General features: G+C 74.3%; 8 protein-coding genes. 5 read left to right on the top strand and 3 right to left on the bottom strand.

The window, feature by feature from the left end; genetic code table 11:
- A complete protein-coding gene (gene hrpB / locus ELQ39_RS24255) occupies positions 1 to 2,547 on the top strand; it encodes an ATP-dependent helicase HrpB (protein ID WP_242593916.1) in 2,547 nt (848 codons plus the stop codon).
- Positions 2,548 to 2,563: 16 nt separating this feature from the next.
- Here hrpB and ELQ39_RS24250 read toward each other — a convergent pair whose 3' ends face one another.
- Positions 2,564 to 4,360 (bottom strand): lytic transglycosylase domain-containing protein, encoded by a 1,797-nt coding sequence (locus tag ELQ39_RS24250; RefSeq protein WP_242593914.1) that lies wholly within the window; start codon positions 4,358 to 4,360, stop codon positions 2,564 to 2,566.
- A 321-nt stretch (positions 4,361 to 4,681) separates the two neighbouring features.
- On the opposite strand from ELQ39_RS24250, the gene ELQ39_RS24245 reads away from it, so the two are divergent.
- A complete protein-coding gene (locus ELQ39_RS24245) occupies positions 4,682 to 5,545 on the top strand; it encodes a DUF4184 family protein (protein WP_225627047.1) in 864 nt (287 codons plus the stop codon).
- Here the strand turns inward: ELQ39_RS24245 and ELQ39_RS24240 are convergent.
- On the bottom strand, positions 5,463 to 5,900 hold the full coding sequence (locus tag ELQ39_RS24240) for a hypothetical protein (RefSeq protein ID WP_225627046.1): 438 nt from the start codon (positions 5,898 to 5,900) through the stop codon (positions 5,463 to 5,465). The two genes, ELQ39_RS24245 and ELQ39_RS24240, sit on opposite strands and share 83 nt — an antisense overlap.
- A 211-nt stretch (positions 5,901 to 6,111) precedes the next feature.
- Complete coding sequence (polA, locus tag ELQ39_RS24235) at positions 6,112 to 8,838, bottom strand: DNA polymerase I (protein WP_242593913.1); 2,727 nt, start codon at positions 8,836 to 8,838, stop codon at positions 6,112 to 6,114.
- Between the two features lie 532 nt (positions 8,839 to 9,370).
- On the opposite strand from polA, the gene ELQ39_RS24230 reads away from it, so the two are divergent.
- From ELQ39_RS24230 to ELQ39_RS24220, 3 genes are all read left to right on the top strand, one after another.
- On the top strand, positions 9,371 to 11,650 hold the full coding sequence (locus ELQ39_RS24230) for an FdhF/YdeP family oxidoreductase (protein WP_242593912.1): 2,280 nt from the start codon (positions 9,371 to 9,373) through the stop codon (positions 11,648 to 11,650).
- A 57-nt stretch (positions 11,651 to 11,707) separates the two neighbouring features.
- The gene (locus tag ELQ39_RS24225; RefSeq protein ID WP_190000048.1) at positions 11,708 to 12,190 is read left to right on the top strand and encodes a PaaI family thioesterase; all 483 of its coding nucleotides are present in this window, start codon (positions 11,708 to 11,710) and stop codon (positions 12,188 to 12,190) included.
- Between the two features lie 147 nt (positions 12,191 to 12,337).
- Positions 12,338 to 12,757, top strand: coding sequence for a hypothetical protein (locus tag ELQ39_RS24220; RefSeq protein ID WP_242593911.1), 420 nt, complete (start codon positions 12,338 to 12,340; stop codon positions 12,755 to 12,757).
- The last annotated feature ends 169 nt before the right edge of the window (positions 12,758 to 12,926 follow it).

Here is a 12,926-nt window from a genome sequence, read left to right as displayed (position 1 = left end):
GTGATCCGTCACGAGGCGCTGGAGTCCCTTCCGGTGCGCGAGGCGCTGCCCTCGCTCGCCGGGGCGCTGGACGCGCACGGCACGTCGGTGCTGGTGGCGCCGCCGGGCACCGGCAAGACCACCCTGGTGCCGCTGGCGCTGGCCGGGCTGTGGGGCGCGGGCCCCGCGCGGCGGGTGCTGGTCGCCGAGCCCCGGCGGATCGCGGCCCGCGCGGCGGCGCGCCGGATGGCGTGGCTGCTGGGCGAGCGGGTGGGCGCCTCGGTCGGCTTCACCGTGCGCGGGGAGCGGGCCGTGGGGCGGGACACGCGCGTGGAGGTCGTCACGACCGGTGTGCTGCTGCAGCGGCTCCAGCGCGACCAGGAGCTGGCCGGGGTGGACGCGGTGGTGCTCGACGAGTGCCACGAGCGGCATCTGGACGCGGACACGGCGGCGGCGTTCCTGTGGGACGTGCGCGAGACGCTGCGGCCCGACCTGCGGCTGGTGGCCGCTTCGGCGACGACGGACGCGGAGGGCTGGGCGCGGCTGCTGGGCGGTGCGCCCGTCGTCGAGGCGCGGGGCGCCGCGCATCCCGTCGACGTGGTGTGGGCGCCGCCCCCGCGCGCGGTGCGTCCGCCGCACGGCATGTGGGTGGACCCGGCGCTGCTCACGCACGTGGCGGCGGTGGTACGGCGCGCCTTGGCGGAACGGGACGGCGACGTGCTGGTGTTCCTGCCGGGGGCCGGGGAGATCTCCCGGGTGGCCGGGATGCTGGGCGGCCTGTCCGGCGTGGACGTCCTCCAGGTGCACGGGCGTGCGCCGGCCGCCGTGCAGGACGCGGTGCTGTCGCCCGGGGAGCGGCGGCGGGTGGTGCTGGCGACCTCGGTCGCGGAGTCCTCGCTGACGGTGCCGGGCGTACGGGTGGTGGTGGACTCGGGACTCGCCCGCGAGCCGCGCGTCGACCACGCGCGGGGGCTGAGCGCGCTCACGACGGTACGGGCCGCACGCGCCGCGGGACGCCAGCGGGCGGGGCGTGCCGGGCGTGAGGCGCCGGGCGCGGTGTACCGCTGCTGGTCGGATGCCGAGGACGCGCGGCTGCCGTCGTACCCCTCCCCCGAGATCAAGGTGGCCGACCTGACGGCGTTCGCGCTGCAGGCGGCCTGCTGGGGCGACCCGGACGCCTCCGGCCTGGCGCTGCTGGACCCCCCTCCGGGCGGTGCGATGGCGGCGGCCCGGGACGTCCTCATGGCGATCGACGCCGTACGGCCGGACGGCCGCCCCACGCAGCGGGGCGCCCGCCTGGCCCGCCTCGGCCTCCACCCACGCCTGGGCCGCGCCCTTCTGGACGCCTCCCCGCGCGTGGGCGCCGCCCTCGCGTCCGAGGTGGTCGCCCTCCTCTCCGAGGAACCACCCCGCGACCACGGTGAAGACCTCCCCACGGCGTTGCGCAGGGCACGCCGGGGTGGCGACGGGTACGCGGCCCGGTGGCGGGCGGAGGTCCGGAGACTGCGGGGCGCTGCGTCGGACGCGGAGGGGGCGGCACCGGCCGACGGGCCGGGCGGCGACGCCGTCACCTCCGGTCCGGGTGCCCTCGGTGCCGAGGAGCGGGGCGTCGGGCTCGTGGTGGCGCTCGCCTTTCCCGAGCGGGTGGCCCGGATCGACGGGGGGTCGTGTCTGATGGTGGGCGGGACCCGGGCCGAGATCGGGGCCGGGTCCGGGTTGCGCGGGGCCGAGTGGGTGGCCGTCGCCGTCGCCGACCGGCCCGTGGGGCGCGGGCACGCGCGCGTGCTGCTGGGGGCCGCCGTGGACGAGTACGTGGCGCGGTGGGCCGCGGGGACCCTCCTCGAACGGCGCGAGGAGGTGCACTGGGCCGACGGGGACGTCGTGGCGCGCCGGGTCGAGCGGCTCGGGGCGGTCGAGCTGGCCGCGCGGCCGCTCACGGACGCCGACCCCGCGCCGGTGCGCGCCGCGCTGCTGGACGGGCTGCGCCGGGAGGGGTTCGGACTGCTGCGCTGGCCGCCCGGGGCGGAGGTCCTGCGGCAGCGGCTGGCGTTCCTGCACGCGCGGCTGGGCGAGCCGTGGCCGGACGTGTCCGACGAGGCGCTCCACGCGCGCGTGGACGAATGGCTGGAGCCGGAGCTGAGCCGGGCGCGGCGCCGGACCGACCTCGCGCGGATCGACGCCGGGCAGGCGCTCGCGCGGCTGCTGCCGTGGGCGTCGGGCGAGGCGGCGCGCCTCGACGAGCTGGCGCCCGAGCGGATCACCGTGCCCAGCGGGTCGTCCGTCCGCGTCGACTGGTCCGACCCGGAGCGGCCGGTGCTCGCCGTGAAGCTGCAGGAGATGTTCGGGCTGCAGGAGTCGCCCACAGTGGCCGGGGTGCCGCTGCTGGTGCATCTGCTGTCCCCGGCCGGGCGGCCCGCCGCGGTCACCGCCGACCTCGCCTCCTTCTGGCGCGACGGCTACCAGCAGGTGCGGGCGGAGCTGCGCGGCAGGTACCCGAAGCACCCCTGGCCGGAGGATCCGGCCGCCGCGCGGCCCACCCGCCACACCAACGCGCGCTTGCGCGGGTAGCGGGCGGGGCGCCGGCTCAGGCGGCCGGGGTCTGTGACGGCTCGGTGGACGGGTCCGCCGAGGGATCCGGGTCCGCCGAGGCGTCCGGGTCCGCCGACGGGTCCGGGTCGGGGCTCGGCGTGGCGGCGGGCTCCACGGTCAGCTTCACGTCGAGGGTCGCACCGCCCGCCGTGGTGACGCGGAGCAGGAACGTGCCGGCGGTGTCGTCCGCGTACAGCTTCGGCAGGGTCAGCCGTCCGTCCGCGTCGGTACTCAGACCGGTCAGGGTGCGGAGCGCCTTGCCCTCGGCGTCCCTGAAATAGGGACCCTTGTCGTTCTCGGCGGGGTCGTCGGCGGACCTCACGAGCTTCGCCGTGACGGCCACCTTCCCGGCGGCCTCACCGCCGTAGGTGGCCTTGACCTCGACCGGTTCGGCGAACTCGCCGCCCGCGACGCAGGTCGGTTCCTTGTCGCCGACGCGGGTGAGGGCGTCGGCGACACGCTGGGTGACCGTCACCTTGTAGGGGACGCCCTTGACCGAGCGGCCGGCCACGGCCGCCTGGACGGCGAACGCGCCGGTCCTCTCCCCCGCCTGCAGCGCGGGCGCGACCGCGACGCCGGACGCGTCGGTGGTCACGGTCGCCACCCTCTCGCCGCCGGCGAAGGCGGCGTCCGTGTCGCCGACGATGGTGAAGCGGATCCGCACCTTGGCCACGGCCTTGCCCGCCTTCGTCTCCGCGCGCGTCGAGATGCGCTCGGCGAAGGTGTGGCCCGCCATGGCCGTGAGGGTGCCGGTGCCGGCGTCCTCCAGGTGGTGCACCGTGTCGGTGGGCGTCGGCGGGGTGGACGGCGGGGGCGTGACGGGCGGCGTGCCCGGGCTGCCGGTGCCGGGTTCGGCCGGGCTGGGCGACGGCCGGGAGCCGGAGGGCTTGCCGGGCCGGGAGCCGGGCCGCGCCGGCGGGGTGGTGCCCGGCGCGGACGGGGTGACGCCGGGGCGTGCGTCGCTGCGGTCCTCGGGCAGGGTGCCGGTGCCGTCGGGGATCTCGTGGGTGCCCTTGCGGTAGTACTCGAGCCACGACAGGACGGTGTTCAGGTAGTCCGTCGAGTTGTTGTAGCTGAGGATCGCCTTGCGCAGGTCGCCCGGCTTCGACAGGTCCCAGTCGTTGCGGCAGAGGTAGTGGCCGGCGGCGAGGGCGGCGTCGTAGATGTTGTTGGGGTCCTTGCGGCCGTCGCCGTTGCCGTCGCGGCCCGCCCAGTCCCAGGTGGAGGGGATGAACTGCATCGGCCCGACCGCCTGGTCGTACATCCGGTTGCCGTCGTAGGCGCCGTTGTCGGTGTCGCGGATGAGGGCGAAGCCGTTGCCGTCGAGCTGGGGGCCGAGGATCGGCGTGACGGTGGTGCCGTCGGCGGTGACCCGGCCGCCGCGCGCCTGACCGGACTCCACCTTGCCGATGGCGGCGAGGAGTTGCCAGGGCAGGTTGCAGCCGGGCTTCTTCTCGCGCAGCGTGGCCTCGGCCCGTTTGTAGGCGTCGAGGACGGTCGCGGGTATGCCGGCCTCGGCGGCCCGCTGGTCGCCCGTCTCGCCGGAGCTCGCGGAGGGCGACGGGTTGGGGCTGTTGAGGGGCGGCAGGTCCGTGTAGTACGGCGAGTTGCCGGTCGCGCTGTCGTCGGCGGCCGTGTCGGGCGCGGAGGTGGCGTCGCCGGTGCTCTGTCTGCCCTGGTCGTCGACCGTGACGCCGGGGGCCTGGGACGCGGACAGGGCCGCCACCGCTGCCGCGGCCACGGCGGTGGTTGCCGCTCCCTTGCGCAGCCTCCTGCCGATGTGCGCCGCCATAGAGTGAACCCCTCCCCGCAGGCGCTGTGAGCGCCCTCACCGTGTACTGCGTCCGCCCTGTTGTGACGATCTGCCCGCCCCGCCGGTTGCCCTGGGATGCGGGACCGGGTCGGCGACCCTCGCGACCCTACGACAACTTCCCTTGGACGGACACCCGTTGATGCCCGATATTCACCGGTTGGCCATCTTCTCGTCCGGACGGTTCGCGGGGCGGCGGACCGCCGCGAGCCGGCCTGCCGAATACTGAGGTCCGCCCTGCGCCCGGTCTTCCGGCCGACGCGCCCGGACATACCCGGTCAATGCCTGCTGCGAGGAGTCCCGTTGCCTTTCACGCTCAGCCACGCGGCGGCGGTGCTACCTGCCGTCCGCACCGACGGCACCGGGCGCGGCCCGCTGGTCCCGGCGGTGCTCGTCGCGGGCAGCTTCGCACCTGACATGACCTATTACGCGGCCAGTGTCGTGTCCGGGGCGATGGAGTTCGGCGACGTGACGCACGCGGGGTGGGGCGTGTTCACCGTGGACGTGCTCATCGCCTGGGCGCTGGTGGGGCTGTGGCTGCTGGTGCGGGAGCCGTTGGTGGCGCTGTTGCCGCGGGCCCGTCAGGGGCGGGTGGCGGCGCTGACGCGCTGCGGTGCGCCCCGGGCACGGGTACGGGCGTCGCTGGCGGCGCGCTGGTACGTGTCGGCCGTGCTCGGGGGCCTGACGCACGTGGTGTGGGACGCGTTCACCCATCACGACCGGTGGGGCACGCGGCTGATCCCGGTGCTGGGCGAGGAGATCGGCGGTTCGCCGGTGTTCTGGTACGCGCAGTACGGGAGTTCGCTGCTGGCCGCGATCGTGCTCGTGGTCTTCGTGGCGCGGGCGCTGCGGCGTACGGGCCCCGGGGACGCGGTGCCCCCGGAGGTGCCGGTGCTGCCGGCGGGCGGCCGGTGGGGCGCCGTCCTGCTGCTCGGCGGATGCGCGGTGGCGGCGGCGGTGCTGCGGGCCGTCCGGTGGTGGGACCACTGGGGTCATACGGCGAAGCCCTACGAGCTGATCCCGACCGTCTGTTTCGGCGCCGGAGCGGGGCTGGTGGCCGCGCTGCCGGTCTATGCCGTAGCCGTCAGGGCGTGGCGTCGGGCCCCGGCCACGGAGGGCCCTGCGGACGCCGGTACGCGGGAGGCGGACCGTACGGCCGCACGCTGAGGGTCTCGCTCGCCGCGACGAACACGGTGACCGTGCGGACCGGGCGGGGCCGGGGCAGCAGGGTGAGGACGAGGGTGAGGTAGGCGCGGGCCAGCTCCGCCCACAGCCGCCACGGGGGCCGGCCGGTCCCGGCGGCCGGGGCGGCGGGTGTGCGGCCGGTTCTCCACCTGCCGTCGGTGACGCGCCGGCCGAGCCGGACGGCGGTGTCGCGGAACGCGGCCGTGAGGCCGCCGGGGATGCGGGCGGTACTTGCGGCGGCCGCGAAGACCGGGACCGGCGGAAACGCCTGGGTGGTGGGTCCGTCGGCGTCGGCCCGCGGGGGTGCCGCTCTGCGGTGAAGCATGCGTATACCCATGCTTGGCATGCTGGCCGCCCACCCCGCTGCGGGCCCCCCTGCGGGGGCCACGCGAGTGAAACGACGAGAGCCCGGCATACGCCAGGACACCCTCCCGGACCCGCTCCGACCTGCGGATACGTCCTCGGGCAGTCTGGGACGGCGACGCCTCGTCACAAGTGCGCGGAAGCCGGGCGCGGCGTCACCACCGCGCCCGGACACGCGCGCCGCCTCAGTGCGCCGCCGACTCCCAGTCCGGGCCCACGCCCACCGAGACCCCGAGGGGGACCCTCAGTTCGACCGCGGAGGCCATCTCACGGCGCACCAGGTCCTCGACCTGTTCCCGCTCCCCGGGGGCGAGTTCCAGGACGATTTCGTCGTGGACCTGGAGCAGCATCCGCGAGCGCAGGTCCGCCTCCCGCAGGGCGCGGTCGACGTTCAGCATGGCGATCTTGACGATGTCCGCCGCCGTGCCCTGGATCGGCGCGTTCAGCGCCATCCGCTCCGCCGCCTCGCGCCGCTGGCGGTTGTCGCTGTTGAGGTCGGGCAGGTAGCGGCGGCGGCCGAAGAGGGTCGCCGTGTACCCCGTGGCCCGCGCCTCGTCCACGACGCGGCGCAGATAGTCCCGTACGCCGCCGAAGCGCTCGAAGTAGGCGTCCATCAGCTGGCGCGCCTCCGCCGCCTCGATGTTCAGCTGCTGGGAGAGGCCGAAGGCGGACAGCCCGTAGGCCAGGCCGTAGGACATCGCCTTGATCTTGCGGCGCATCTCCGCGTCCACCGCGGACTGCTCCACGGAGAACACCTGGGCGGCGGCCGTGGTGTGCAGGTCCTCGCCGGAGGTGAACGCCTCGATGAGGCCGGCGTCCTCGGAGAGGTGCGCCATCACGCGCAGCTCGATCTGGCTGTAGTCGGCGGTGAGCAGCGACTCGAAGCCCTCGCCGACCACGAAGCCGCGGCGGATGGCGCGGCCCTCGTCGGTGCGGACCGGGATGTTCTGCAGGTTGGGGTCCGTGGAGGACAGCCGGCCCGTCGCGGCGACGGTCTGGTTGAACGTGGTGTGGATACGGCCGTCCGCGGCGATCGTCTTGATCAGGCCCTCGACGGTGACGCGGAGCTTCGCCTGCTCACGGTGGCGCAGCATGATGACCGGCAGTTCGTTGTCCGTCTGGCCGGCGAGCCAGGCCAGCGCGTCCGCGTCCGTGGTGTAACCGGTCTTGGTCTTCTTCGTCCTGGGCAGGGCCAGCTCGCCGAAGAGGACTTCCTGGAGCTGCTTGGGCGAGCCCAGGTTGAACTCGTGCCCGGCCGCCGCGTGCGCTTCCTTCACCGCCTGCTGCACGGCGCCGGCGAACATCTGCTCCATGGCTTCCAGGTGCGCCCGGTCGGCGGCGATGCCGTGCCGCTCCATGCGGGCGAGCAGGGCGGAGGTGGGCAGCTCCATGTCGCGCAGCAGGTCGGACGCGCCGACGTCCGCGAGGCGGCCCTCGAAGGCCTCGCCCAGGTCGAGCACGGCGCGGGCCTGCACCATGAGCGCGTGCGCCTGGGCGCCGTCGTCCGCGCCGAAGGCGAGCTGCCCGTCGGCCGCCGCGGCGGGCGCGAGCTCCCGGTGCAGGTACTCCAGGGACAGCGCGTCCAGGTCGAAGGAGCGGCGGCCGGGCTTGACCAGGTACGCGGCGAGGGCCGTGTCCATGGTGACGCCGTCGACCGTCCAGCCGTGTTCGGGGAAGACGCGCATCGCGCGCTTGGCGTTGTGGAACACCTTGGGACAGGCCGGGTCGGCGAGCCAGGTGCGGAAGGCCCGCTCGTCGGCCTCGTCGAGCTCGGCCGGGTCGAACCAGGCGGCCGGTCCCTCCGCCGTGGCGAGCGCGATCTCGGCGACGGAGCCGGTGCCGAGCGCCCAGGTGTCGACGGCGGCGACGCCCAGCGGGCCGGTGGCGTGCTCCGCCAGCCAGCCGGCCAGCTCGCCGGTGCCCAGCACCGTGCCGTCGATCTCCACGCCGTCCGCGACGACCGGGGTGGTCTCGGCCTCCTCGGCGCCCGGGTCGACGCCGAACAGCCGCTCCCGGAGCGACGGGTTCCTGATCTCCAGGGTGTCGAGGATCATCGCCACGGCCTTGCGGTCGTAGGCCGTGCGCTGCAGGTCCTGCACGCCCTTCGGCAGCTCGACCTGGCGCTCCAGCTCGGTGAGCCGGCGGTTGAGCTTGACGGACTCCAGGTGGTCGCGGAGGTTCTGCCCGGCCTTGCCCTTGACCTCGTCGACCCGCTCGACCAGCTCGGCGAAGGAGCCGAACTGGTTGATCCACTTCGCGGCGGTCTTCTCGCCGACGCCGGGAATGCCGGGGAGGTTGTCGGACGGATCGCCGCGCAGGGCGGCGAAGTCCGGGTACTGCGCGGGCGTGAGGCCGTACTTCTCGAACACCTTCTCCGGGGTGAAGCGGGTCAGCTCGGAGACGCCCTTGGTCGGATACAGCACCGTCACGTGGTCGGAGACCAGCTGGAAGGAGTCCCGGTCGCCGGTGACGATCAGCACGTCGAAGCCCTCGGCCTCGGCCCGGGTGGCGAGCGTGGCGATGACGTCGTCCGCCTCGTACCCCTCGACGGCGAAGCGGGGCACGCTCATCGCGTCGAGCAGCTCGCCGATCAGCTCGACCTGGCCCTTGAACTCGTCGGGGGTCTTGGAGCGGTTCGCCTTGTACTCGGTGAACTCCTCCGAGCGCCAGGTCTTGCGGGACACGTCGAAGGCGACCGCGAAGTGCGTGGGCGCCTCGTCACGCAGGGTGTTGGCGAGCATCGACGCGAAGCCGTAGATCGCGTTCGTCGGCTGGCCCGTCGCGGTGGTGAAGTTCTCCGCGGGCAGCGCGAAGAACGCGCGGTACGCCAGTGAGTGCCCGTCCATGAGCATCAGGCGCGGGCGGCTTCCGCCGGGGGTCTGGTCGGTCTTCTTCGATGCTGTGTCTGCCACGTGTCCGATCCTGCCACGCCGGACTGACACCGGGTGTCGGCGCCCACGCCCGCGTCCTCGCCCACGGGGCGGGAGGCACCGGTGCGGCTGTGGTCCGGGGGTGTTCGCGCACCTCGGCGCCAACGAGGCGCCGCCGCGCCCACCCGTGCCGCCCCAGGCGGCACGCATGCCCGCAGTCGGCGACACCGCGGCCGCCGCCCGCCACGCGCCACCGGTGTTGGTGCAGCCGCCCGTCGGCGGGAGGGGACGGGGCGGGGGTGGGCGCCCGCAGCGGCTGGCGCGTCCGCGCCTTCCCCGTACCAAGCGACTCCGTCGCGCCAGACCGAGGACGACCGCCCCCGCCGCGGCCCCGCACCACCCACCGACCCTGCGCGCTACGCCCGCCCCCACCGCACCGCAACCCTGCGCCGCAGGCGTCACACCCAAGCCCCCACCGGACAGAACCCCGCGCCGCAGGCGTCTCCGTACGCGCACCCCCCGCATGCGAGGATCGAAGAGATCCACCTCACACGTGCGTGAACAGGAGTGCGCGATGGCAACGAAGCCGCCCCAGGGTGATCCGGTGCAGGACGCGCCGACGGTGGCCGAGCGGAAGCGGGCGGCCGCCGGGCTGCCCGCGATCGGTCACACCCTGCGCATGGCCCACCAGCAGATGGGTGTGAAGCGCACGGCGCTGACGCTGCTCAGCGTCAACCAGAAGGACGGGTTCGACTGCCCGGGCTGCGCCTGGCCGGAGCCGGAGCACCGGCACAAGGCGGAGTTCTGCGAGAACGGCGCGAAGGCGGTGGCCGAGGAAGCCACGCTGCGCCGGGTCACCCCCGAGTTCTTCGCCGCGCACCCGGTCTCCGACCTGGCCCGCCGCAGCGGCTACTGGCTGGGGCAGCAGGGCAGGCTGACCCACCCGATGTACCTCCCGGAGGGCGCCGACCACTACGAGCCGGTGAGCTGGGAGCGCGCCTTCGACATCGTCGCCGAGGAGCTGACCGCGCTCTCGTCCCCCGACGAGGCCGTCTTCTACACCTCGGGCCGCACCAGCAACGAGGCCGCGTTCCTCTACCAGCTCTTCGCGCGCAAGCTCGGCACCAACAACCTGCCCGACTGCTCCAACATGTGCCACGAGTCGTCCGGCTCGGCCCTGTCGGAGACGATCGGCGTCGGCAAGGGCAGCGTGCTGCTGGAGGACCTGTACCGGGCGGACCTCATCGTCGTCGCCGGGCAGAACCCGGGCACCAACCACCCGCGCATGCTGTCCGCCCTGGAGAAGGCCAAGGCGAACGGCGCGCGCGTGGTGAGCGTCAACCCGCTCCCCGAGGCGGGCCTGGAGCGCTTCAAGAACCCGCAGACGCCCAAGGGGCTGGCCACCGGCACCACGCTGACCGACCTGTTCCTGCAGATCCGCATCGGCGGCGACCAGGCCCTGTTCCGTCTCCTCAACAAGCTGATCCTGGACACCCCGGGCGCGGTCGACGAGGAGTTCGTCCGCGAACACACCCACGGCTTCGAGGAGTTCGCCGAGGCCGCCCGCACCGCCGACTGGGACGAGACACTCACCGCGACCGGTCTGGCGCGCGAGGACGTCGAACGCTTCCTGCGCATGGTGCTGAACTCGGAGCGGATCGTCGTCTGCTGGGCGATGGGCCTGACCCAGCACAAGCACTCGGTGCCGATGATCCGCGAGGTCGTCAACTTCCTGCTGCTGCGCGGCAACATCGGCCGTCCGGGCGCGGGGGTGTGCCCGGTGCGCGGCCACTCCAACGTGCAGGGCGACCGCACGATGGGCATCTTCGAGCGGCCGGCACCGGCGTTCCTGGACGCGCTGGAGAAGGAGTTCGGCTTCGCTCCTCCGCGCAGGCACGGTTACGACGTCGTCCGGGCGATCCGCGCGCTGCGCGACGGCGAGGCGAAGGTGTTCTTCGCGATGGGCGGCAACTTCGTCTCCGCCTCCCCCGACACCGAGGTCACCGAGGCCGCGATGCGCCGGGCGCGGCTGACCGTGCACGTGTCGACGAAGCTGAACCGCTCGCACGCGGTCACGGGCGCGCGCGCCCTGATCCTGCCGACGCTGGGCCGCACCGAGCGCGACCGCCAGGCGAGCGGCGAGCAGTTCGTGACGGTGGAGGACTCCATGGGCATGGTGCACGCCTCGCGCGGGCGCCTGGAGCCGGCGAGCCCGCACCTGCTCTCGGAGCCGGCCATCGTGTGCCGGCTGGCACGCCGCGTCCTCGGTGCGCAGGACGACGTGCCGTGGGAGGAGTTCGAGAAGGACTACGCGACGGTCCGCGACCGCATCGCGCGCGTGGTGCCCGGCTTCGAGGACTTCAACGCGCGCGTGGCGCGCCCCGGCGGTTTCGCCCTCCCCCACGCCCCGCGCGACGAGCGGCGCTTCCCCACCGCCACCGGCAAGGCCAACTTCACGGCGGCGCCGGTCGAGTACCCGCGCCTGCCCGAGGGCCGGCTGCTGCTGCAGACGCTGCGCTCGCACGACCAGTACAACACCACGATCTACGGCCTGGACGACCGGTACCGGGGCATCAGGAACGGGCGCCGCGTGGTGCTCGTCAACCCCGGTGACGCGCAGGAGCTGAAGCTCGCGGACGGCTCGTACGTCGACCTGGTGAGCGAGTGGAAGGACGGGGTGGAGCGCAGGGCGCCCGGTTTCCGCGTCGTGCACTACCCGACGGCACGGGGCTGCGCCGCCGCGTACTACCCGGAGACCAACGTGCTGGTGCCGCTCGACGCCACCGCGGACGTCTCCAACACCCCGGCCAGCAAGTCGGTCGTGGTGCGTCTGGAACAATCGGCGACCGACTGAGCGTTCGCTCAGGGCACAGACGTACCGACGTACCGACGCACGATTGGAGCCGGGCCCATGGGAGAGCCGCAGCAGGTGAAGTTCCCGCAGGAGGTCATCGACGAGTACAACGCGCTCGGTGTGGATCTCCAGGCGCTGTTCTCGGCGGGCCACCTCGGCACGCGGATGGGTGTGCAGATCACGGAGGCCTCGGCGGAACGTGTCGTCGGGACGATGCCGGTGGAGGGCAACACCCAGCCCTACGGCCTGCTGCACGGCGGTGCGTCCGCCGTGCTGGCGGAGACGCTGGGCTCGGTCGGCTCGATGCTGCACGGCGGGGTGAACAAGATCGCGGTCGGTGTGGACCTCAACTGCACGCACCACCGCGGGGTCCGTTCCGGCCTGGTCACCGGCGTTGCCACCCCGGTGCACCGGGGCCGGTCCACGGCGACGTACGAGATCGTGATCACCGACGAGGCGGACAAGCGGGTGTGCACCGCCCGGCTGACCTGTCTGCTGCGGGACGTCCGCCCCGGCGACGCGGAGAAGGCGGCCGGCTGACGTCGGCGGGGGTGCGGGAAGCCGCCCGCCGCACACCGGCCCCCGCCTCCGTACTCTCTCCACGGCACCGCGCCCGTCGCCTTTCCACAGCATCGCGCCCGTCGCCGCCATTGCCCGCGGCCGACGGGCGCTCTAGCGTTCGGTGCCATGGGACGGGGCGGCACCTCTCGCAGCGCCGGGGCGTTCCGGGCACCCCTCCGGGCGGTCCTCCTCGTGGCGGCCCTGGCCGTGACCGGGTGCGCGGCGGAAGGCTCCCGCGCCGCCCGCGCCCCCTCCCCCTCCATGGCCGACGGCCCGTCACCGAGGGCGACTTCGGACGTCGACCTGTGTGTGAGCATCGTCGGTCACTGGTCCCGCGAGGTGCTCGACGGCCGCGGGTACGGCGACTACCAGTCGATGGGGATGTCCGGCGGGCAGTACGACATCCTGCGCGAGGTCGTGGACTCGGCGCGCGCCGCCCGCCGCCAAGGGGCGGGAAACATCGACGTGTTGGTGGAACGTCAGGCTCGCGAGGGCTGCACGGCCTGGTACCGCTCCGGCGGGCCCGGAGAGGGGCCGTGGCGATGAGCGGGATCGGCCCGGTCGAACCGGACGGCGACACGCGCCCGTTGGACCCGCCTCCCGTCGTCGCACGCTCCCGAAGCGGGCCTCGGACCCGCATGCCGAGACGTCACCGGAGGGCCACCGCCGCCGCGTTCCTCGCCGTCGCCGTGCTCGCGGCAGGCGCGTTGCTGTA

It is taken from the genome of Streptomyces sp. GB4-14, assembly GCF_022696125.1.
Taxonomy (GTDB): domain Bacteria; phylum Actinomycetota; class Actinomycetes; order Streptomycetales; family Streptomycetaceae; genus Streptomyces; species Streptomyces werraensis.
Note: the sequence above shows the minus strand (reverse complement) of the source record. Positions and strands in the feature narration are given on the sequence as shown.

Bases quoted from the DNA above. Each gene is read 5' to 3' on its own strand.
- ELQ39_RS24250 (WP_242593914.1), bottom strand. From the start codon at position 4,360: ATGGCGGCGCACATCGGCAGGAGGCTGCGCAAGGGAGCGGCAACCACC.
- ELQ39_RS24240 (WP_225627046.1), bottom strand. From the start codon at position 5,900: ATGGGTATACGCATGCTTCACCGCAGAGCGGCACCCCCGCGGGCCGAC.
- ELQ39_RS24220 (WP_242593911.1), top strand. From the start codon at position 12,338: ATGGGACGGGGCGGCACCTCTCGCAGCGCCGGGGCGTTCCGGGCACCC.
- ELQ39_RS24225 (WP_190000048.1), top strand. From the start codon at position 11,708: ATGGGAGAGCCGCAGCAGGTGAAGTTCCCGCAGGAGGTCATCGACGAG.
- ELQ39_RS24230 (WP_242593912.1), top strand. From the start codon at position 9,371: ATGGCAACGAAGCCGCCCCAGGGTGATCCGGTGCAGGACGCGCCGACG.